This is a genomic window from Demequina sediminicola (assembly GCF_000975055.1).
In the GTDB taxonomy this organism is placed as follows: Bacteria; Actinomycetota; Actinomycetes; order Actinomycetales; family Demequinaceae; genus Demequina; species Demequina sediminicola.
On sequence record NZ_BBRB01000001.1, the window covers coordinates 227,560 to 249,342 of the forward strand.

Annotated in this window: 18 protein-coding genes; 6 read left to right on the plus strand and 12 right to left on the minus strand. The window is 64.3% G+C overall.

Annotation, left to right across the window (positions count from 1 at the left end; genetic code table 11):
* Window positions 1-93: 93 nt before the first annotated feature.
* Complete coding sequence (locus AOP79_RS01105; protein ID WP_062069621.1) at window positions 94-1,920, plus strand: phosphoenolpyruvate carboxykinase (GTP); 1,827 nt, start codon at window positions 94-96, stop codon at window positions 1,918-1,920.
* Between the two features lie 73 nt (window positions 1,921-1,993).
* On the opposite strand, the gene AOP79_RS01110 is transcribed toward AOP79_RS01105, so the two are convergent.
* From AOP79_RS01110 to AOP79_RS01130, 5 genes are all read right to left on the minus strand, one after another.
* The gene (locus tag AOP79_RS01110) at window positions 1,994-2,590 is read right to left on the minus strand and encodes a hypothetical protein (RefSeq protein WP_152647948.1); all 597 of its coding nucleotides are present in this window, start codon (window positions 2,588-2,590) and stop codon (window positions 1,994-1,996) included.
* Entirely contained in the window at window positions 2,584-4,557 is a 1,974-nt protein-coding gene (locus tag AOP79_RS01115; RefSeq protein ID WP_082093257.1) for a glycosyl hydrolase family 18 protein, read from the minus strand. Before AOP79_RS01115 ends, AOP79_RS01110 begins: the two co-directional genes overlap by 7 nt.
* Before the next feature lie 196 nt (window positions 4,558-4,753).
* The gene (locus AOP79_RS01120) at window positions 4,754-7,354 is read right to left on the minus strand and encodes a glycosyl hydrolase family 18 protein (RefSeq protein WP_201774424.1); all 2,601 of its coding nucleotides are present in this window, start codon (window positions 7,352-7,354) and stop codon (window positions 4,754-4,756) included.
* A 269-nt stretch (window positions 7,355-7,623) separates the two neighbouring features.
* A complete protein-coding gene (locus tag AOP79_RS01125; RefSeq protein WP_062069627.1) occupies window positions 7,624-10,515 on the minus strand; it encodes a helix-turn-helix transcriptional regulator in 2,892 nt (963 codons plus the stop codon).
* A gap of 173 nt (window positions 10,516-10,688) precedes the next feature.
* Window positions 10,689-11,774 carry an EamA family transporter gene (locus tag AOP79_RS01130; RefSeq protein WP_082093258.1) on the minus strand — a complete coding sequence of 362 codons (1,086 nt, stop codon included), beginning with the start codon at window positions 11,772-11,774 and terminating at the stop codon, window positions 10,689-10,691.
* 38 nt (window positions 11,775-11,812) lie between these two features.
* On the opposite strand from AOP79_RS01130, the gene AOP79_RS01135 reads away from it, so the two are divergent.
* The gene (locus tag AOP79_RS01135) at window positions 11,813-12,352 is read left to right on the plus strand and encodes a CGNR zinc finger domain-containing protein (RefSeq protein WP_062069629.1); all 540 of its coding nucleotides are present in this window, start codon (window positions 11,813-11,815) and stop codon (window positions 12,350-12,352) included.
* Window positions 12,353-12,396: 44 nt separating this feature from the next.
* Here AOP79_RS01135 and AOP79_RS01140 read toward each other — a convergent pair whose 3' ends face one another.
* Both AOP79_RS01140 and AOP79_RS01145 read right to left on the minus strand, forming a co-directional pair.
* Window positions 12,397-13,230, minus strand: a complete 834-nt coding sequence (locus AOP79_RS01140) for a DUF4097 family beta strand repeat-containing protein (protein WP_062069631.1) — start codon at window positions 13,228-13,230, stop codon at window positions 12,397-12,399.
* The gene (locus AOP79_RS01145) at window positions 13,227-13,757 is read right to left on the minus strand and encodes a YlcI/YnfO family protein (protein WP_062069633.1); all 531 of its coding nucleotides are present in this window, start codon (window positions 13,755-13,757) and stop codon (window positions 13,227-13,229) included. The genes AOP79_RS01140 and AOP79_RS01145 overlap by 4 nt, the downstream gene beginning before the upstream one ends.
* Window positions 13,758-13,851: 94 nt before the next feature.
* Here AOP79_RS01145 and AOP79_RS01150 point away from each other — a divergent pair, with 94 nt between their 5' ends.
* A complete protein-coding gene (locus tag AOP79_RS01150) occupies window positions 13,852-14,070 on the plus strand; it encodes an SCO4848 family membrane protein (protein ID WP_062069636.1) in 219 nt (72 codons plus the stop codon).
* A gap of 134 nt (window positions 14,071-14,204) precedes the next feature.
* Here AOP79_RS01150 and AOP79_RS01155 read toward each other — a convergent pair whose 3' ends face one another.
* Window positions 14,205-15,074 carry a LysR family transcriptional regulator gene (locus AOP79_RS01155; protein ID WP_062069638.1) on the minus strand — a complete coding sequence of 290 codons (870 nt, stop codon included), beginning with the start codon at window positions 15,072-15,074 and terminating at the stop codon, window positions 14,205-14,207.
* Window positions 15,075-15,153: 79 nt separating this feature from the next.
* Between AOP79_RS01155 and AOP79_RS01160 the strand changes: the two genes are divergently transcribed.
* From AOP79_RS01160 to AOP79_RS01170, 3 genes are all read left to right on the plus strand, one after another.
* On the plus strand, window positions 15,154-16,101 hold the full coding sequence (locus AOP79_RS01160; RefSeq protein ID WP_062069639.1) for an EamA family transporter: 948 nt from the start codon (window positions 15,154-15,156) through the stop codon (window positions 16,099-16,101).
* Window positions 16,102-16,201: 100 nt separating this feature from the next.
* A complete protein-coding gene (locus AOP79_RS01165) occupies window positions 16,202-16,684 on the plus strand; it encodes a hypothetical protein (RefSeq protein WP_062069642.1) in 483 nt (160 codons plus the stop codon).
* A gap of 60 nt (window positions 16,685-16,744) precedes the next feature.
* On the plus strand, window positions 16,745-17,641 hold the full coding sequence (locus AOP79_RS01170; protein ID WP_236683193.1) for a pseudouridine synthase: 897 nt from the start codon (window positions 16,745-16,747) through the stop codon (window positions 17,639-17,641).
* Here AOP79_RS01170 and AOP79_RS01175 read toward each other — a convergent pair.
* The 4 genes from AOP79_RS01175 to AOP79_RS01190 all read right to left on the minus strand — a co-directional run bounded on the left by AOP79_RS01175 (window position 17,638) and on the right by AOP79_RS01190 (window position 21,716).
* Complete coding sequence (locus AOP79_RS01175; protein ID WP_062069646.1) at window positions 17,638-19,527, minus strand: DUF4914 family protein; 1,890 nt, start codon at window positions 19,525-19,527, stop codon at window positions 17,638-17,640. The two genes, AOP79_RS01170 and AOP79_RS01175, sit on opposite strands and share 4 nt — an antisense overlap.
* A gap of 180 nt (window positions 19,528-19,707) precedes the next feature.
* Window positions 19,708-20,139, minus strand: coding sequence for a VOC family protein (locus AOP79_RS01180; protein WP_062069648.1), 432 nt, complete (start codon window positions 20,137-20,139; stop codon window positions 19,708-19,710).
* 185 nt (window positions 20,140-20,324) lie between these two features.
* Window positions 20,325-20,849 carry a peptide-methionine (S)-S-oxide reductase gene (locus AOP79_RS01185; protein ID WP_062069650.1) on the minus strand — a complete coding sequence of 175 codons (525 nt, stop codon included), beginning with the start codon at window positions 20,847-20,849 and terminating at the stop codon, window positions 20,325-20,327.
* Window positions 20,850-20,894: 45 nt separating this feature from the next.
* Window positions 20,895-21,716, minus strand: a complete 822-nt coding sequence (locus tag AOP79_RS01190) for a CPBP family intramembrane glutamic endopeptidase (RefSeq protein WP_082093260.1) — start codon at window positions 21,714-21,716, stop codon at window positions 20,895-20,897.
* Window positions 21,717-21,783: the final 67 nt, after the last annotated feature.

A 21,783-nucleotide genomic window follows, 5' to 3' on the forward strand; every position in this document is an offset into this window, starting at 1 on the left:
GCCCAAAATTCACGGCATCGGCCCTCCCCGAACCCCCCACCCGTGTGTCTAACGTCAAAGTACACGCAGTTTTCATCTCGACGAGGAGCCGCCATGACTGTGACCGCCACCGCCATCCGCCACGATTGCCCCGCCTATGCCGACGCTCGCGTGGTGGCGTGGGTCGAGCGCATCGCCGCGCTGACGGAACCGGACGCGGTCTACTGGTGCGACGGCTCCGCCGCCGAACGCGAGCGCCTCATCGACACGATGGTGGCTCGCGGGACGCTGCTCCCCCTCAACGAAGAGAAACGCCCCAACTCATACCTTGCCCGGTCTCGTCCAGACGATGTCGCACGCGTGGAGTCACGTACATTCATCTGCTCACGCGACGAGGCCGATGCGGGACCAACGAACAACTGGGCCGACCCCGAAGAAATGCGGGCCACGCTCGACGGTCTGTTCCACGGTGCCATGCGTGGACGCACGATGTATGTGGTGCCATTCTCAATGGGGCCGGTAGGGAGCCCGTTGGCTCGAGTCGGAGTCCAAGTCACTGATTCGCCGTACGTGGTCGTCAGCACAGGAACGATGACCAGAATGGGTGCCGATGCCCTGCGCCAGATCGCTCCGACGACCCCGTGGGTGCCTGCCGTACATTCCGTGGGGGCACCGTTGGGTCCGGACGATGCTGATGTGGCCTGGCCTTGCTCCGACACCAAATACATCGTTCACTATCCAGAGGACCGGGAGATCTGGTCGTACGGATCGGCATACGGCGGCAACGCGATCCTCGCGAAGAAGGCATTCGCACTGCGGATCGCCTCAGCCATCGGCAAGGACGAGGGATGGATTGCGGCACACATGCTGCTGCTGAAAGTGACCAACCCGCAAGGCCGTGTGTTTCACGTCGCAGCCGCGTTTCCCAGCGCGTGCGGCAAAACCAACTTCGCCATGCTCAAGCCATCCATCGCCGGTTGGGACGTCGAAACCATCGGCGATGACATCGCCTGGCTCGCCCCCGGAGCCAACGGCGAACTGCGAGCGATCAACCCCGAAGCGGGGTTCTTTGGCGTCGCACCTGGCACTGGAGCCGACACGAACCCCGTCGCAGTCGACATGCTGGAGCGTGACGTCATCTTCACCAATGTCGCCCTGACAGATGACGGTGACGTGTGGTGGGAAGGGCTGACTCCTGACACTCCCTCGCACCTCACAGACTGGCAAGGCAATGACTGGACCCCAGACTCCCCCACCCCTGCCGCACACCCCAACTCTCGCTTCACCGTCTCCGCGGACCAATGCCCGACCATCGCCGACACCTGGGATGATCCAGCCGGCGTACCCATCGACGCCATCATCTTTGGAGGCCGCCGCGCCACCAACGTCCCACTCGTTGCCCAAGCACGGAGCTGGGAGCACGGCGTCTACATGGGAGCCACCCTGGCGTCGGAACGCACGGCTGCGGCTGAGGGCACTGTAGGAGAACTCAGGCGCGATCCGTTTGCGATGTTGCCGTTCTCTGGCACCCATATGGCAGACCACTGGCAGCACTGGCTCGATGTGGGCGAGCGTCTGGCGGAGCAGGGGTCAGCACCGGCTATCTTCCAGGTGAATTGGTTCCGCAAGGGTGATGACGGCTCGTTCTTGTGGCCCGGCTTCAGCGAAAACGCCCGGGTCCTCGAATGGATCCTTGATCGTGTTGCAGGCAACGTCGATGCGACGGACTCCCCCGTGGGCCTGCTGCCGTCCGAGGGCAGCATCGACTATGAGGCCGCGGGCGTGGCGCCCGAGCAGTGGTCGCAGTTGTTCGCACTCCACTCTGAGCCCCTTGCTGCGGAGGTCGCGGACACTGAGGGCTTCCTCGCCGGCTACGGCGACGCGGTACCCACGGAGGTATGGGGGCAGCACCGCGAACTCGAGGCGCGACTGCGCCGCTAGCCGTCCACAGACGACTGCAGGGCCGATGCGTCTGCCATCAACGCATCGGCCCTGCAGGACGGGGGAAGAGAAGTTACGCGTCTTCCGCCGTCAACGTTGCTTCAGACACCTTGGTCAGGAGTCCTTCGAAGGACCACCGGTCCACGATGACAATGGTGCCGTCGGCGGTGTCCAGAGTCCATTGGTTCTGAGGCACAGTGACCTGTTCAACTCCATCTTCGTCAGAGCACGTCACCTCAAACATGTACATCGTGCCCTCTTGGCCAGCGACCGTGGACGGATGCTCGCTGAGGAGCTTTCCACCCGATCCGGTAGTACCCGGGACAGGGCACGCCACGCCATCATCGAAGTACGGCTCGGCCGGATTGATGCCGCTGGCCGTCTCCCCTGTGATCACTGCGAACCCTGGGCACGGCGCATCGTCCTGGCAGCCACCTGCCGTCACCGTCGTCACGTCACCTTCAGTGGTGCCCGGTGACCAGAACTCGGCTGCGTCCATCTCGAGGGGACCCACAGGCATCAGCGTGGCCGCTTCGGAGACCTGAGCCTCCGCGTCGCCTGTTGGTTCTACTGAATCCCCCGGTGCGGGGGCGCTCCCCGTGCACCCCGCTGCGAGAAAACTCACAGCGAGGGCGACGGGGAGCGTCCGCACGGCAATGCGATTTAGCAAGCGCCGAGGTCCTTCCATGGACCCCACTGGGAGGCGCCAGGCGTGTCGCCAAGCGTCCACCAGTTTGCGCTGTAGTTACGGCCCTGGTGCGAGACGATGTCGCCGCCCACGTAGGTCGTGCCAGCAGCCCAAGCGGCTTCACAAGTGCCGGGGTCAGTGGTCGGGTCGGTCGTCGGATCCGTGGTGGGATCCGTGGTCGGGTCCGTCGTGGGATCGGTGGTGGGATCCGTGGTCGGGTCCGTCGTCGAACCGCACGCTCCCTTGGAGACCCAGGGGCCCCACTGCGAAGCACCGGGCTCCTCGCCCTGCGACCACCACTTGTTCTCCCAGGTCTCACCGTTGTGAGCCACCTGGCTGCCTCCCGGGTAGGACGTCGTGGCGTTCCACGGTGCGGCGCACGCGGGGTCGGTGGGGTCAACGGTGGGAGTCGTCGTTGGCGTCGGATCCGTGGTGGGGTCCGTCGTGGGGTCCGTCGTCGGGTCGACGGTCGGGGTCGGAGTGACAACTGGGCCACCTTCGATGGGTCCAGCTACGCCAGCCTCAAGGTCATCCATCAGGATCTTGGTGAGTTCACCGTTGCGGTCGCCATCCAGCTCCCACCACATGCCTCCACCGAGGCCCTTCTCGCGGATGTAGTCCGCCTTAGCCGGGATGGTCTTGTCGTCATCAAGCGACCACCACTGGTTGCCGTCATAGCGCCAGGAGGCGACTACATCAGCGTCGTAGTACGAGGTGCCGGCGTTCTTCAGCTTGTAGTAGTCCTCGATACCGGCTTCCCATGTACCGTTTCCGCCACCGTTCGCAGCGTTCCAGGGCTGCTCATCGGCAACACCCTTCCAGCCACGGCCGTACATGGCCATACCAAGTCCGAGCTGTTCGGGAGCAACACCGTTGTTGATGTAGGTGCGCACAGCCTTGTCCACCGAGAACTGGCGGTCAGCCGCACGAGTGTCATTGGGGTCGTCGTACAGGTTGATCTGGTGACCGGTCAGTGCCGGGTCCCAAGCGCCGTGCAGGTCATAACCCTGCACGTTTCCGAAGTCGAGCGACTGGAAAATGCGTGGGTCGTTCCAACCACCGGCCTCGATGACTGCGGGGCTTGCGGGCAGGAACGCAGACAGCAGGTAGTTCTTGCCCGTCTGTGCACCGTAGGCGTCAAGCTGCGTGCGGAACTCCTCGAGGAGGAGACGGAAGTTCTCCTTGTCGTTTGCCTCGTCGACGTGGTTGCCTTCAAGCCCAGCGTTGCTGCCTGGCCACTCCCAGTCGATGTCGATGCCGTCGAAGACACCCGCAGCAGCGCCCGGGCCACCCTTGCCGTCAATCGTGGGCAGGTTGCCCTTGATGTAGAGGTCGATGCATGACGACACGAACTTCTTGCGCGAAGCGTCCGTCGCGGCGGCCTTGGAGAAGTTCTTGGACCAGGTCCATCCGCCCAGCGAAATCATCGCCTTGAGGTGGGGGTGCTTCGCCTTCAACTGCTTGATCTGGTTGAAGTTACCCGCGAGAGGCTGGTCCCACGAGTCGGCGACACCGGCCACCGAGTTGGCGGGAGTGTAACCCATACCGAAGTCAGCCCAGGCATCGCCGGCACCGTCGGAACCGTTAGGCCCAGTGCCCTGAGCCTTGTTGGCAATAAAGCACTCAAGGGTCTGGTGGTGGATGTTTCCGAATGCGTAGTTCAAGTGCGTCAGGTCCGCGGCGGCACCCGACTTGTCGAGTTGGTGAAGCTTGAAGTCGCGGCCGTAGACGCCCCACTGGGCGAAGTAGCCGACGTTGCGGTATCCGTTGATGCTGCTATCGCCGTCTGGCGTCGATACCGCATTGGTGGCGACTGCCGCCCGGGTGTCGACTGTCGTGGCGCTTGCAGAAGCTGCGACGGCTGCAGTGCCGACCAGCGCAAGCGACGCGACGACGGCACCAAAGCGCGTCAGAGCGCCTTTGCGGTTCGTCCTCGTCGATGAGGTCATGTTTTCTGTGTCCTTTGTTCTCGTGTGTGCTTCGAGATGTCCAGCGATCCGGCCAAGGGTTCTCCTGACCGCTGATCACTGGTGTTGGCGCTGAGGGCTGAGGGGCCTCGGTGCGCCGCGTCCGAGTGTGTCGCTCGGAAGTGTGGGATGCAGTGGCGGGCCAAGGGCTTCAAGGCCCGCCACCGCACGTGTGTTGTTAGCAGGCGCCAGCGCTGGTCCAGGGGCCCCAGGTGTTGGCTGAGCTGGGCTCGTTACCCTGCGTCCAGTAGTTAGCGGTCCACTCGTAGCCGTTGTGGCTCACGCGAGCACCACCGTTGTAGACAGTGGCCGAGTCCCAGGCAGCTGCGGAGCAGGTGCCGTCTCCGCCACCGTTGCCACCGCCGTTATTGCCGCCGCCGTTGTCACCGCCACCGGTTCCGGTGCCGGCTTCCACAACCTCGACACCACGCGGGTGGTCGTAGGTGGTGGCGTAGTCCACACCGTCGATAGTGATGATGACGTTGGAGAACTGAGCGATCGGGAGCGTCCACTTCAGGTTGTTCACGATCTCACCGCCGGCGGGGATGCCGCCCATGGGAACGGAGAACTCTGCGGTGTGGAAGTCACCGTTGAGCCCACCGATGTTGTCTCCGGTGTGACCCTCGTTGACTGTGGTGGTGCCGAAACCGGACCAGTCACTCATGTCACCAAGGTCAGAGGTGGCGTACTGGAAGGACACCGTTGCCCCTGCGGGGATGTCGGTGGTGCCGTTGTTGGTGAAGACCACCTTGGGCGCGATCGGGTAGTTGTTGTCACCCATCGCGAACTCGGTGTAGTCGATCGAGACATCCAGTGCCTGTGTGGGCATTGGACGATCAGCGTTGGCCTTGGTGGATCCGTAAGCACCAGAGCTCTGGAACTTGCCGGCCATGAGGTCCACCAAGGTCGATCCCATCTCGTACTGGCCCTTGGTCTGGTTGTACTCGTAGTCACCTGCGAGTTCCCAGATCATGAGGCCGCCGAGACCGGTGTCGTTGACGTAGTCAGCCTTGGCCGTGATGGCCTCGTTCGAGTCTCCCGAGAGGAAGGTCTTGGTGGTGTCATTCCACCACCACTCGGCCTTGGACACGTTGTCGAAGTAGCGGACGTACTCGCCCTCGATGGCTTCGCTCACTCCGTAGGAGTCAACGTAGTCGCCGCGGACCCCGTCTTCGAGGTTCAGCATGTGCCAGATGGGGTTGACACCTGCAGGGATTGCGTTGCCCTGGGGGTCGGAGTCGAACCACAGGTTGTTGATTCCTTCACCACCGTAGCCACAGGCGTTGTTGGTCCCTGGGGGGCAGTTGAAGCCAGCAGGCGGGGTTGCAGTTCCACCCATGCCGTTGACTCCACCCTTGACGTCCTCGAAGCCACGAGTGTAGAAGGGCACACCGAGGTTGATGCGTCCGGCCTGCATGGCGCCGCGGAAGTAGTGCGCTGCCCAGTCGGCGTTGAGGTAGCCGATGTTGTCGTAGGCACCGTAGATGCCGGCAGCTGCCAGTTCAGGGTCCTTGCCGTCGTCGTAAAGTGGGCCGTTGCCACCGACGTACTTGTTCCACGCGCCGTGGAGGTCGTAGGTCATGAGGTTCAGGTAGTCCACGTATTCGGTGATCTGGAACGCTTCCATACCGCGCAGCAGCCATCCTGATGAGGGAACTGCAGCGGTGAGCATGTAGTACTCGCCGTCCTCGGCACCAGCCTGGTCCAGCTTTTCGCGCAGGAGCTTCATGAGCTCCTCAAAGTCGGCGAAGAGCTCACCTCGCTTGCCCTCGGCGATGTGGAAGTCGTCAGGGTTTCCTGCACCGACGTTCGACGTGGGGTATTCGTAGTCGATGTCGATGCCGTCGAAACCGTACTCACGGATGAAGTCAACAACCGAGTTGGCGAAGATTTCGCGACGCTCAGCGGTCTCGGTCATCGAGTAGAAGCCGCCGTTGGCGACGCGGTCGCCATTGCCGTCGAAGTAGCCGCCAGTCTCAGCCCAGCCACCGACTGCGGGAAGAATCTTCACGCCAGGGTTGGCAGCCTTGTAGGTGTTCAACAGGTTGAAGTGACCGGTGTACGGGAGAGCGGGGTCCATCTCTGCGCCCGGGGTGCCGTCCCACGTCATGTCTGTCGCGGCGTTACCTGCGACGTCCTCGTTGACTGACACCTTCCAGTCATCACCGATGTGCGCAAAGGCGTAGTTCAGGTGAGTGACGGAGTCCCATGGGATGTCGCTGGCAAGGTACTGCGGCTGATCGTTCTTGCCGGTGCGCCATGAGGTGAAGTAACCGATCACGCGACGGTCGAGCCCGTTGGGAAGGAGTTCCACACCGTTCTCGTCGTAGATGTCGCAGTAAGGAGTTTCAACGCCCGGGGTCTGTGCCATTCCATCGGGACGGCACACCTCATCGGGGTACGACGGCTGCGGGTCAGTCGTCGGATCCGTCGTGGGATCCGTGGTCGGGTCCGTCGTGGGATCCGTGGTGGGATCCGTAGTCGGGTCGGTCGTGGGGTCTGTGGTCGGGTCCGTGGTGGGATCCGTGGTGGGATCCGTGGTCGGGTCCGTCGTGGGATCGGTGGTGGGATCGGTGGTGGGATCCGTCGTAGGCCCACACTCGCCCTGTGATGCCCAAGGGCCCCACTGGGTTGACCCAGGCTGCTCGTTGAGCGTCCACCACTTGGCGGAGTAGTTGACACCGTTCAGGGAAGCGGTGTCACCGCCCGTGTAGGTGGTCCCTGCGGACCATTCCGGCGCACACTCCGCCGCATTTGCGCCCGTAGCTGTCGCGGTCACCGCAACAGCCGTGAGCGAAGCGCCAAGCAGGGCAGTCGCCGCCGTAGCAGCTACTCCTCTGCGCGCTCGTGTGAAGGTGGGAAGCATCTTTGCTGCCTCTCTTCCTGTCCGCACCTGCAGGCGGACGTAGGGGAACCGTCGCCTTACGGTAAGGAAAAATTCACCTCAGCGGAATGAGCATTCCCCACACACTTCTGCCCCCACTACGCATGCTCTACGTACGTAAGTACCCGTAGGTAGTACAGAGAGGTACCTGGCCTTGGGACGGCTTAGCGGTGCTCGGTGAAGCGGTGAGCCAGCACTGCCAACTCAACACGACTGCGCAGGCCGAGCTTGCGGTACACGCGCCCCAGGTGGACCTCGACAGTGCGCACACTCACGTAGAGGCGCTCGGCGACATCGCGGTTCGCGTACCCTTGCGCCACCAGCTTCGCGACCTGACGTTCGCGCTCGGTGAGGTCGGCGTCCCACCCGTCCCCAGAACCAGAAGCCGAACCAGCGGGGCCGCCATCGTGGTGCGGCGCTGCGCGGCCCGAAGCACCCGAGTGCCCGTCGCCTTGCAACATCCCTTCGGGAACCGAGGTGTGATTTGCCAGAACACGCGCTTCCTCGCGCACCAGGGTGACCCAAGCATCGGCCCCTGCCTCGTCAAAGAAGTCCTGAGCAGACATGAGGAATGACAAAGCCTGGTCGCCGCGACCCAACCGCACCAACGCACGACCAATACTCAACTCTGTCCGGCCACGGTCATAGGCGCTCGTCAAATCACGTGCGGCTCGGTGCGCGTTGTCAACACGGTCCTCAATGTCGTCCACCGTGGCAATCGCTAGCTCCGCCCGCGTCAGCGTGACCGAACGCGTCAATGGCGACATCGTCCCGATGCGTGAGCGCAACCGCATCAACGCCCGGTGCGCCTCATGGCCCCTGCCTGCCATCGCCCACGACTCCACGATGTCAAGACCTGGAACGGCGATCCCAATCTGCGACTCTCGGAGTTCGCGTTCAGCCGCAACCTCGAGGAGTGTCGCAGCCTGCACATAATCCATGTCGAAGGACGCTTCCATGGCTCGGTCAACCAGCAGACCCAATCGCGCCTGAGTGGTCGCCGCGCAGGGAGACGTGGCCGCGAGCGCCTCACTCAGCACGCCCACAGTGCCATCACGGACGATGTCGATACGCCGGCTCAAGGTGACACCCAAACCTGCGAGCACCATGCCGACAGGAAGAGTCTCCGCTGCCTCGCGCAACGTGGTCGCCGCACGAGCGATATCGCCAGACCGGAATTCGACCAACGCCTGCACGACCCGCACGTGAGCGATCGCGATGGGCGATGCTGCACGCTGCGCTCCAGAGAACCACTGATCCCCCTGATGCGCTGGGGACAGCTCGGCAACCGCACTCGCCAGGAGGCGCGCGGCAGCATCTGAATCGTCGGCATGCATGAGGGCCACGCCTCGCGCGACGGCGCCCAGCGCGTCATCATCTGCCACGGCCGACTTCACCGGCAGATCAATGTCGCCGTTGTTCTCCCCCGCATAGATCGCGAGCCAGGCGCGCGCTAGGCGGGTCCCGTCCCTATCACCAGAACGCCCGCCGCCCACCAGCTCTTGGGCCTCGTCGAGGTGGCGCCACGCCGCCGACGCCGCTCCGCGCTCCATATGGAGGCACGCAGCCGACGACAAGCCCCGTGCAACATCGGCCCGGATCTGTTCACCGTCGGGCGCATCGTCGAGCGCCGCCGCCTCAGCGCGAGTCCGTTCGACGACATCGTCCGGTACACGGCCATCCGTCATGGTCAGCGTCAGGACTGTGGCCAGGAGCGTGCGTGCCCGTGCGCCAAGATCGCCCGACCTCGCCGCATACGGCAGCCAATGTGCCGCATCGTGGGTGAACCCGCTGAGGATCGCGGCCACACCCGAGAGTTCACAGGCACGCAGTCTCTGGGCCCCTGAAGCATGGCCCACGGCTTCACGGGCGACCGTCTGAGCCCAAGCCGTGTCGCCCCTGCGCAGGTGCCGCATGGCGAGCGAAAGCAGGTCTGGCACGACGCTTGGCTCTCCGGCGATGCGCGCCAACGCGGTGTGCCATGACGCGAACTCGTGCTCGCCCGCCTGTGCGTGTGCTAGGGCCAGCGCCTCGTGCGCCGCAGTGCGCTCGGCCAGGCTTGCCTCGCCGTGGATGAAGGACTTCATGCGCGCGTCGGCGAGCGCGAAGCCTCCGGAAAGGAGGTGAAAGTGTGGCGCCACCGACCCGGAGACGAAGTAGCTGACGTCCTCCCCTGTCGCGGCCGTCAGGGTGTCGATGCGGTCAACAACGGCCACGGAGGCGATGAGAAGGGCGGCTCGGTCACGGTCAGAGAGGTCCTCGACCTTGGAGGCGAGCGCCGTCTTGACGGCAGGGACCAATGGCAACGGGTCGGGCAACAGCGATGTCCCCGCCAGGTGGTGAGGACTGAGGCGGCGTGCGGTGTGGACGATGCAGCCAGGGTTTCCCTCAAGCCTCACCGCCAGCGCTCGCGCGACATGGGGCGCGACGGGTTCACTCCCGGCCTCGGCCAACACACGCAGCGCGCCTTCCGCCCCGACGCCCGGCAGTTCGCGCACAGAGACATCGTGAGGGGGCCGCTCACCGAAGGGAGAGATCATTGCGGTTGCGAGTACCACCGTGGTGGATCCGCCGTGTCCCAACAGTTGCAGGAGCGAATCGAGCGCTTCAGGCGACAGTTCGTCTGCATCGTCGATCATCAGGACGAGGGAGCGCGCGCCAGCAACTTTGCGGATCTGGCTTGCGATAGCGGCCTCAAGTCCGCGCTCCGTGGGCAGTTCAATCTCTGCGTGAGTACGTTGCTGTTCCACCTGGCTCAGGACGGCAGCGAGAAACGCATCCCGCGAGCGCTCGCTGTCGAGCCGTTCAGGTGCCACGCGAATCGCAATCGGGCTCTGGTGTGACGCGGTTGCACTCAACGTGGCGGCAATCACGTCGAGGAGGGTGGACCGCCCCATGCCGTGCTCGCCGGTCCACAAGATGACTCCCGAGCCTTGATCTACCAGAGCCAGTGCGTGTTCAACTTCTGCCTGGCGTGCGGGTGGGAGGTCCGATACCGCGTCATGGGGGTTGCGGGCATGCCAAGGACCGCCTGGTACCTCGGACGTCGCTGCCATCGCCGACCCTCTCGACCGCGCTGCGTTGGTGCGGCGCGGCACATCGTAGCAAGGCTAGAGACGTAGTGCCCCTCGCCCTTCACACCACTGCGTCGTGGTGCGGTTTTCCGTCATGAGAGCTGTTGCGGTCAATCTAGGTCGGCAAATCGTTTCGACTCCAAAGACTGACACGATTAGCGAGTCGCGGCGTGCGGATCCTCCGGCAACATCGCCACCGGAACGGGCATTCCAGCAGATGTCGGGGCGTCCAGTGTGGGCACCTCTGCAACCAACCCGCGGTCCGCCACGACGTCATCGGCGGGAATTGCTTCCGGTACGGACAGCGGCTCGAGCCGTCGCTCCCCCAACTTCACGATGATAACGCCCGCCAACACAAGCGCGGCGCCAGCGATCTGGATGCCCCCAGGCGCCTGCCCCAGCAGGAACCAGGCGAATAGCGCAGCGGCCATGACCTCAGTGAGGGCTACGAACGAACCCAACCGCGCACCGAGCCGCCGCGTCGCAGCGATGCCCGAAACGTATGCCACCGCCGCCGTGACGACACCCAAGAGCAGCACGACAACCCACCAGGGCACGTCCCCTGGCGCAAAGTGTGCGGTCCCGGTGGCGAACGACATGGGCAAGAGTCCGGTCACTGCGGCAAGGGTCAAGACGACGAGGCCAACGATCAGTGCACCGGCGGCAAGCGTCAGCGGCGGGAGGCCGTTCGACTCGTCTCCGGAGATCACGAAGTACACCGAGAGCCCAATCATGGCGCACAACGCCCAGCCGATGCCCACAATGCTGACTTCTCCACCGCCCACCACGTCCAGTAGCAGGACGAGACCGCCAAAGGCGACCCCCGCGCCCGCGAGAGTAAGGCGCGTAGGTCGATTCCCATGCCGCAACCACATCCACAACACCACTGCGATCGGCGCCAGGTATTCGATGAGGAGGGCAACGGACACGTCCAGGTGCTGGACGGCGAAGAAGTAACACAGCTGGGCGCCAGCGACGGCAAAGAGGCCGTAGGCCACGATAGGGCCGATGCCACGACGCACCAGATACCACCGGCCGCGAAGCGCGACGATGCCGGGGAGGGTCAGCACCGCCGCCGCAATCGCGACGCGGACAAGGGTTGCTGAACCTGCGGTCCAGCCCATGTCCATCATGCCTCGACCAAGACTTCCTGCGACGCCGAACGTCGCCGCCGAGAGCAAGGCAAAGCCGAGCCCCGAGGCGAGGCGCGAGCCACGGATGTCATGAGTCAAAGCCGTCATGACTCATGACAGTAATTCCCGTTTGGTAATGTGTCAACATGGTTTTTGCCGATGACACCGCCCTCGCGCTCGAGACAGGTGTGTGGCTGGCCAACTCAGAGCTCGAACCCGATACGCTCACGACATTCGAGCAACTCGAAACCTTCTACGACGAGTGGAACTACACGGGCGCGCGACCCACACACAAAGACCTCGAAGAAGTGCGCGCGATCCGCAGCCGCCTCCGCGCGATGTTCAAAGCAACGCGCGAGGGAGCCGCACCACTCGTCAATGCCGCACTCGCCGAAAACCACGCACTCCCCCAAGTCGTCCGACACGGCGACGTTGACTGGCACATTCACGCCACCACCGACGACCGCCCACTCGCAGAGCGCATCCTCGTTGAAGCCGCCATGGGCATGATCGACGTCATCCGCGCCGACGAGATGAGCCGATTCGACCGCTGCGAAATGGAAGATTGCGACGGAGTGGTCTTCGACCTCTCGCGCAACCGTTCCCGCAAGTACTGCTCAACAACCTGCACCAACCGCGCCGCCGTCCAGGCCTACCGTGCTCGCCAAGCCGAGGACGACGACTAAGCCAACCCGAGCATCGGCCGCATGCAAGAACGACGCATCGCGCGCTACGCGCGCTGAACCTTCACCGCCCCATAGCCCGTGTGGACATGAAGCTCAACAGGCGCCTCGCCGTCCAGCGGCCCACCGTCAACGTCAAGATCAGTGCGCACTGCACCATGGTCTGAGGCTGCATCGAGCCACAAAGGGACCCCCGAGCGCACCCCTACTGTCACCGAACCCATCGAGGACACACAGCGGCTCACGCCACCACTCAGGTCACGGACGCGAATAGATCCGTTGGTCGTGCGAGCCTCGACCCCGCCGGCGACGGCACCCACCTTGATGGCACCATTCGTGGTCGCCAAACGCGCAGGCCCCGTCGCACGATCCACGCGAATAGAACCGTTGGAGCCTCGCACGTCGAGCGTGCCGCGCACCGATTCCACGTGAACGGAGCCATTGGTCAGGGCGACCGATCCGTCACCCGCCACGTCGCCAATGCGCACAGCTCCGTTGCCACCATCAACTTCCAGGTCACCCACAGCATTGATGTTGACCGCACCGTGCGAGGTCGACGTGCGGGCGCTCGCCACTGTGCCAAGGACGTAGATGTCGCCGTACTTCGTCGCCGCATCAACCCTCAGTGTCTCGGGACCCTCAACCACCACATCGACGGCATCCGGTCGCCCAAAGATTGAGGTACGGGATGGCACCGTCACCACTAGGGCATCACCCACACGTTCGATGCGCGCATTCTCGGCTGCCTCCCGATCCCCACTACGGGAGCGATTCGCGGGATTCACCACGACAGCAACATCTTCCCGCCCCGGCATGCCGACAACCTCAATCCTGCCCGCAGGAATGTCAACACGAACCTCGGCGATCGGCGTGGAGGTCATCGGACCCACCCCGTGTAACGAGCCGATGCCATTCCCCGCCGCGACTGCGGTGCAGGCGTCACAGCCCCTTGCACCGCGCGCACAATCCAGGCGTTGAGTGAGATGCCCTCGGCTGCGGCGGAGGCCTCGGCACGCTGCTTGAGCGCATCGGGAAGCCTTAGCGTGGTGCGGCTCGACACCTCCTCCTCCACGGCCTCCGGCTCCGCGCCGACAGTGGCCGCATGCGCCGCGGCCTCCTCAGGAGTCGCGGTGTCGCTTGCCGAGCCGGTCACGTCGGCTTCGCTCAGGGCTCCCGTCACAACGAAGTCGACCCCTCGCCCACGCACGCGCACGTCGACTGCACCGGGTGCGATTGCATGGGAGATCTCTCCAGCGGCTTCCGATAGCGCCTCCAGAATGACCATCCGCGTTGCAGATTCGAGTGCGGTAGCGAGGCGCTCAGCTGTTTGCTGGGTCTCTTCGGTGCCAGCGGCAGATGCTGCCACGAGCTGGCGCTGCAAGTCTTCGACATAGTGCTCAAGTTCCATGACATCATTATGCCACCAACGTGACACCACGGCGACGCATCGATGCGTCACGGGCGCTTTGGAACGCGGGACGAGCGGGGGCTACAGTGCCCAGGTGACTATCGTGCTCTCCATCCTGCTGCTGACCAACGCTGCGTTCTCCTTCATCGTGTGGCCGCCGTTCATGAAACGCATCGCCGCCGACGAACGCTCCACGGATGCCGAAGGGAACCGCACGAAGTTCTACACGGTGCACCGCAGGCTCATCACCATCGCGTACGTTCTCGCAGGCATCTCCGCAGTCGCAGGCGCGGCCGGGTTCATCTTCGGCTAACGCGCCCCAGCGGTACCTGAGTGCCCAAGAGATGCGCGAGTGGGCACTGACGCACCGCCAGGGAGCCAAGCAGGAGCCCGGGGGCCAAGCAGGAGCCCGGGGGCCAAGCAGGAGCCCGGGGGCCAAGCGCAGGATTATTCCGATGCCACATCAATAAAGGCCCTCGCCGCTGGCGACGGATTGAGAGCACTCCAGGCAAGAAACTCATGCCGAGTAGGACCGTCTGTCACCGGCACCACCGCGATGCCGTCGCGCGGCTCGACTGCTGCCCGCGGGAGCAGCGACACGACGAGCCCATGGGCGACGAGGTCAAGCATGAACGCGCTCGAGATTGCCTCGAATGCCACATCCCGGTGAAGGCCAGCTTGCGCGAAGGCGAGGTCGGACTGAGCACGGCCGGGAGTACCGTCAGGAAAGTCAACAAACACCTCTTCCGCGAGGTCCCGAAGAGACACTTCCGGGTGCGTCGCGAGCGCATGAGTGTCCGGCACCACAGCGACAAGCCGCTCAGCTGACAACAGTCGAGTGGCAACCCCAGCACGGGCCACGCGGTCTTCGCGCAGGCCCAGCACGGCGACGTCGAGGTCGCCCGTCGCGAGCGCTGCGATGAACTGGTCGCTGCCACCACCGCGCATATGAATCCGGACCCCGGGGTGAGATCGGTGGAAATGTCCCAAAACTGCCGCCAAGTCGATCATGGTCACCGTCGGAATGACGCCGACCGACAGCGTGCCGCGCACCTCCCCCGTGGTAGCGACGGCGTCCGCGGCCGCACGTTCGGCGGCAGCGAGCGACTCCCGGGCCGATGCTACGAAGGCTGCGCCGGCATCGGTCACTTCGACGCGGCGAGAGGTTCGAGCAAACAGTGGCGTACCCAGTTCGCGTTCGAGTGCTTTGATTTGGTGACTGAGCGCCGACTGGACGACGTGGCAGCGTTGAGCGGCGCGCGTGAAGTTTCGCTCTTCCGCCACGGCGATTGCGTATCGCATCTGTTGAAACTCCACGCATTCATGATGACAGTTCATTGGTTGTATGTCGACAATGCGTTGGACTCATCGTTGGTGCGCGCCGCACGATGGGTTCATGACCACTACCACCGCGCCAGACGCGACACCAACCACCACCGCAGGGGCCGCCCCGAGCATCGGCCCGTCACACGTCCCCGCCGCATCCGGCCACCGGGCCGGCTGGACACTGCTCACCGCGTTAGCACCCGCCGTGTGGGGCACCACCTACATCGTGACCACCCACCTGCTGCCCGAGGGTCACCCGCTGTTCGCAGCGCTCATGCGCACGCTCCCTGCCGGCCTCATCGCCTTGGCGATCGCTCGAACGCTGCCGCGCGGCGACTGGTGGTGGAAGTCCCTCGTCCTCGGCACTCTGAACATGGCCGCGTTCTTTCCGTTGTTGTTCATCTCGGCTCAACACCTGCCCGGAGGGGTCGCGGCCACCCTCGGCGCGTTCCAACCCATGCTGATCGCGCTGCTCGCAGTGGGCCTGCTGCACGAGAAGCTATCGTGGTGGCGCCTGGCCTGGGGCGGGGTGGGAGCCTTCGGTGTCGCGCTCGTGGTCCTGGGACCTGCGGCTGCACTGTCGCCAATCGGCGTTGCCGCCGGGCTCGCGGGAGCGCTTTCGATGGGGTTCGGGGTGATCCTCACCAAGAAGTGGGGGCGTCCGCAGGGCGTGTCAGCCGTAGGCTTCGCCGGATGGCAACTCACCGCGGGCGGCCTCGTCCTGCTCGTCCCCGCACTCGCCATCGACGGCATCCCCACCATCGATGCCCCAGCCGTCGCGGGCTACCTGTGGCTCGGCGTGATGGGTGCCCTGGTGACGTACAGCCTGTGGTTCGCCGGCATCGGCCGGCTGCCCGTGGCCGCAACCGCACTGCTGGGACTGCTCGCGCCGCTGGTGGCTGCGGCGCTTGGCGCGACCGTTGCAGGGGAAACGCTCACAGCAGTCCAGGTCACAGGCTTCGCGCTGGCGCTCACCGCCATGGTTGCCGGCCAACTCACGCCAGGCGCGAGGCGGTAGGGGTCACGCTGTTCGCTAGCGGTGTCTCAGTGCCCACAGTGCGCGTCGTTGGGCACTCAGGCACCGCCAGAACGCGAAGGCCGCTGATACCGTCGTCGTCATGAGAACTCTGCGTCACGCCGCGCTCGCCGCCCTGGCATGTGCCGCGATTGCGGGCTGCTCCACAGCGCCGACGGCTACCGACGCCACTACGCAGTCCAGTTCCCAGACCCAGTCCAGTTCGCAGACCCCGGCCGCGACAGCATCGGCCGGTGAGACCACCGCCCAGACCGAGCAAGAGTTCCCCGACGTCATCGGTGTGGAACTCGCTCCCAGCGGGGACGAGTTCACAGTGGCAGTGACGCTGTCTTCGCCCTACGACACTCCCGAGCGCTACGCCGATGGCTGGCGCGTCATGACCGCCGAGGGAGACGTGCTCTCCGAGCACACCTTGGGGCACGACCATGCCAACGAGCAGCCCTTCACTCGCACGAGCGCACCGTTCGCAATCCCAGACGATGTTGACGAAGTGACCGTTGAGGGCCGCGACCAGGCCAATGGCTATGGCGGCGGCACCGTCACGGTAGAAGTGCCACGGAACTGACACCGGCCGATGCCGCCACGCTCACCGCTCCCCCAACGCCACGGCCTCGATGCAGCGTGGGTGCGCACACCCGACACCGTCCCGGAGGACGTACCCCCGTGGGAAACCATGCACGACTTCCTCATGTGGCGCCTCCCGGCCAAAGCTGAGGTTGCGAAGAGGCTCGCGGCTGGAGAGTTTGTGAACCAGGCAGGCGAGCCATTGAACGGCGGCGAGCCCTACCGAGCACGCCAGTTTGTATGGTTCCACCGGCCGCTCACACCAGAAACTCCTGTCCCCTTCCCCATCACCGTGCTCGAGCAGACCGAGAATCTGCTCGTCGTCGACAAGCCTCACTTTGTTGCCACCACCCCGCGCGGGGCGCACGTGCAGGAATCGGCGTTGGTCAAGATGCGTCTGGCCCGCGACCTGCCGGAACTGTCCGCGGCGCATCGGCTGGACCGCTTGACCGCTGGCGTCCTGGTGTTCACCACGCATCGCGCATGCAGAGGAGCGTACGCCGGCGTGTTTCAGTCACGCAGGGCGGTCAAGACTTACGAGGCGCTTGCGCCGTTCGACCCCTCCCTGGAATTCCCGCGCCGACTCGTGGGGCGCATCGAGAAAGATCGCGGCAGCCTGCAAGCACGACTCGTTCCAGGCGAACCGAATGCCGAAACCCTCGTGGAGCTCGTCGAAGTGCGGGGCAACTACGGCCGCTACCGCCTGTCGCCCATCACAGGCAAGACTCACCAGCTGCGCCTCCAGATGGCGGACATCGGGTTACCCCTCGTGGGCGACTCGCTGTATCCGGAAATCAAGCAGGTCGCCGCAGATGACTTCAGTTCACCGCTGCAGTTGATCGCGCGCCGACTCCAGTTCACCGATCCGATTGACCGTGTCGAGCGGGAGTACGTGAGCGCGCGAAGCCTCGAGTGGCCAGCCCTCTCACCCACGGCACCCCCGTACGGACAAAGCTAGAGGTACATCGGCGTCAATGCTTCGTACTCCTCCACTGAACCGTCACGCAAGCACACCTCGATGATCTGGCGGCCAAGAGGGTCGAGGTCGTCGGTCAGGAACTGCTGGAGTTCTGACTTGAAGAAGCCCGTCAGGATGGCGGCTCCCGCGTCGTACGCTTCGACCCCCACCTGGGACTGCAACTCCGGCCGCAGCAACGTGCGCCGCACCGGCTGGCCATCCAAGGTGATCTCTTTGGGCGCATAGCCGAACAGCGGACACCGCGAGGGAGTCAACAGGTCCGCACGCATGCGACCTCCACCTTTGCGGGCCAACCATTCGCGAGTGAGCCACTCGGCCGAGAACCCCACCTTGTATGCGCCAATGTGCTGGTTAGGCGTCAGCACATAGCGTGTCCGGTCGGCAGCAAGCAGTTGCTTGAGCAGAAGATTGGCAGCGGCAACCTTGGTTCCCGTGGAGAAAGGCCAGTACGAGCCGACGCCCTCCGAAACCATGCCTCCATGCTCGAGGGATTTCACGGCATCGGCCGCTTCCCCGATCGATGGATTCTTGTCACCGCGCGGTGCGATGAGACGCCAAAGCCAGGCGATGGCAGGCGGCACAAAGTGAGTCATTCCCATCACGCCATACGTGGGCTTGGCGCGTGTGCACGCCGGCATCCTCACGCCAAAGGTGCGCACGTCGACCGCTTGAGGCTCGTCAATAACCTCGTCGATCATGCGGCGCGCGATCACCACGCGCGGGTTTGGGCAGGGCTTCCCGGTGGAATCTAAGGTGTGCTCCCAAGGAAGCACCGTGGCATCGGCCACGCCATGCAGGTTGAAAAACACCAGTGGCGTCTCGGGGTGGATGACCGCACGCTCAAATTGAGGGTCCTCGCCGTATGCCGCGAGGTTGTCGACCCGAACAAACCAGCCGTCCTCAGCATCGGCGACGACGAGCTTGCCAGAGTCGTCTTGAACATCCGTGTGGCACAGCGTCATGTCGTCGGTGACGGGTGCCAGGTGCGAGGTCTCCGACAGCGTCACCAAGTACGGCTCGTCCGTCACAACATTGGTTCCCAGAAGGATGCGTCCATCATGTTCGCGGCGGAGGTCCTGGCACATCTCCGACTTGCCGCCACCCGACGCACCTTCGTGCATAACGACAGTCTCGTTGTCGTAGGGCGTGGTGACGCGGACGGACGATGCGTGGGCTGTGATCCAGCCCTCGCTCTCGCCGATGTCGAGCAGCACCGAGAACACGCCCTTCTTGGCGCTTGGCCCCGGGTAGAGGTTGTAGGCAAAAACCTCGTGAAGCGACTCGGTCCGGTCGTGGACCACGACCTGCTTCCCTTCGAAGTGGGTGTGACGGAACGGCGGCGCCACGTAGATGATCGAGCGGGGTGTGAACGCGCCGAGTTCGTCAAACGTGGTCCAGCCCTGCAGGTCCACCAAAGCAGTGGCAAAGAATGCGGCGTTCACGGGCACGATCGCGATGGACGGCGAACCGAACGTGAGTCCGCCCGCCATGAAGGGCACCACCACCAGGTCTTGCTCGGCCAGCCACTGCATCGTGTCGCCACGGGTGGACTCAAAACTGGCGCCAAAGCGGTCGGCATAGCGCGTCTTGTCCGTGGGCCGATCGTCGGCGATGATCATGCACTGCGGGTCGCGGCGTCGCATGTAGTCCTCCGGATAGTTCACCGCCATGCCGTTGCGGCAGCGCGTGACGGTCGCCTCGGTGACGGAGCGCTCTCCCACGGTGTAGTCGACAGAGAACTCCGGACCGCCGTCGGGGCCCAACGACAACTCATACAACTCCGCGCGGGTCGAGGGAATCACCACGGACCGCGCCGACTCCAGAACCTGACGGACCTCTGGGGCCACATCAACCTGTTCAAGCATGCCTGTCTCCTTGCCGGGTATCGGACGGTCGCGTCAAGAGCGACCCCAGTAATGACCGAGTATCCCGACATCAAAGGAACAGCAAAGGGGACTTAGGTCACGGGTCAAGCGCGGAGCCCACAGCAAGGTCGCTGCCCGCTCCTGCGCAATCACCAACTCACGGCGGTCCCTGGAGGAGCGCTACTGGAGACAGAACTCGTTACCCTCGGGGTCGCGCATTTGGTAGTACAGCTCAGGCCACTCGCCCCACGTTTGATCGACGAGCCGCGCCACTCCAGCGCCTAGCTCAACCAGCCGGTCCTTTTCGGCATCAAGTTCTTCCCTCGTAGGACGACGACCGGGAGTAGCTCGGATATCGAGGTGCAACCGATTCCGCCCAGCCTTTGTGCCACCGGCATGGTGAAAGAACAGTCGAGGCCCCTCCTGGCCCTCCCCCGGTTCCGCGAGGCCCCGCTTGGCCAGGTCAGCCTCTGTGAGGCCCGCCGCCATGAGCTGTCCCTTGAGCGGCTCCTCCCACCGCTGCAGCGGATACCCCAACACGGCTGCCCAAAAATGCGACAACCCTTCAGGATCGTCGGCATAGAACGTAATGTTGCCCAACTTCGATGACATATCTGGCCCTCCTCGTGCTCGTGCCGCTAGGAGCAATCCGCTGGAGCGTGCGCCGGCTCGCCGACCCGCCACACAAGTGTCGCGCTCATACGGCACGTATGTCTCGCCACGCATCAGCCGTGAGCGCACAACGAGCACATGCGAGCGAATGCCCGAGCCATGCAAGGTGCGATGGCCGGCCGCCTTCACGCGCGGTACTTGGTCAGCAGTTCTCGTGGAAGGTGGCAGGAATCGTCCGGAAACCGAGCGAGCCGGTGCTGATGCTCATCCGCGCTTGGCACATAGTTCGTGAGCGGTAACACCTCCACGGCGATGCGGTCGGCGTCCTCTCTTGCCGCGATGAACGCTCGCGCCGCTTCAAGGTGAATCACGTTGTCGGAGTACACCCCAGTGCGGTACTTCGTGCCGATGTCTGGGCCCTGTCGGTTCGCACTGTACGGATCGATGATCTCAAAGAGGTACGCCATCATTTCCTCGACGGCCACGACGTCAGGGTCAAACCGAGTCTTCACACACTCCGCGTACCCGTCATAATCGCCCTCGAGTCGCGCACTCGAGCCATTGGCCCGGCCAGCCTCCGTGGAAGTCACGCCCGGAAGTGTCGCGACGAACCCCTGCACACCCCAGAGGCAGCCACCCGCGAAATAAATCTCCTCGCACTTGCGCCCTGTCTCCACGACACAATCGTACGGGCCAGCAGAATCACACATTGAAGTGGAAAACCGTCACGTTACGCGCCGGTCAGACTGTCAGCGTTACTTGCTGGGTGTGACCGGCCCGGCCATCGTTCGGGTGTGCCACAACGCGGCCACGACACCGATCACCAGGATCGTCACAGCAGCCAGCCAGCCGAACTCACCCATGAGCTCGTCGCTGCCGGCGAACGCCGGGACCCGCTCGCCTCCCTCAGTCGCAGCAAAGCTGGTGGCGACGAGCCCGTTCCAGGCGCCGTGCGTGACGACACTCGGCCAGACGGCGCGCGACCGGTCGGTGATGACGCCAATAAAGAGCGTGATCCCGACAATCGCGACAGTGAACGCAGGGAGGTGAGCCACGTCGCCGTACCAGCCCAAGATGATCAGGGGCACGTGGTAAACCCACCAGATGACCATCATGATCAGGCTCGTGACCCAGAAGCCCGAGCGGCCGCGAAGCATCGGCCACAGGAAGCCGCGCCAGCCGATCTCTTCGCCAACCGCGGACAACGAAGCCGAAAGGATTGCAGCGGGCGCCGCAACCAGCGCGGCGCGCAGCAGGCTCGGATCCTCAGTGTCCCAGCCGATGCTCGCACCGAGCAGGTAGACGCCTAGGACCGCTACCGCGGGGATCAGCCCGGCGAGAAGCCACAGGTTCGGCCGGCCCCATTGGATGCGCCCGCCCCCGAACAACCTGGCGAGGATCGCACCCACCGTGGGCGCAAACATCAGGACCACGAAGATCGCCTGGCTCGGTTGCTCCCCGGCGGGCGGCCAAAACATGGCCACACCTGCCACATACGTGACAATCAAGCCACCGAAGAACCACACCAATGGGCGCACCATCGAGGCGTTACCTGTCCGTTTAACGCCGGTGTTCATGAGATTCCCCTCGACTCAACCCTGCGATGTTGCCTTGTCACCCGCGAGATTCGCACATGCGGATCGC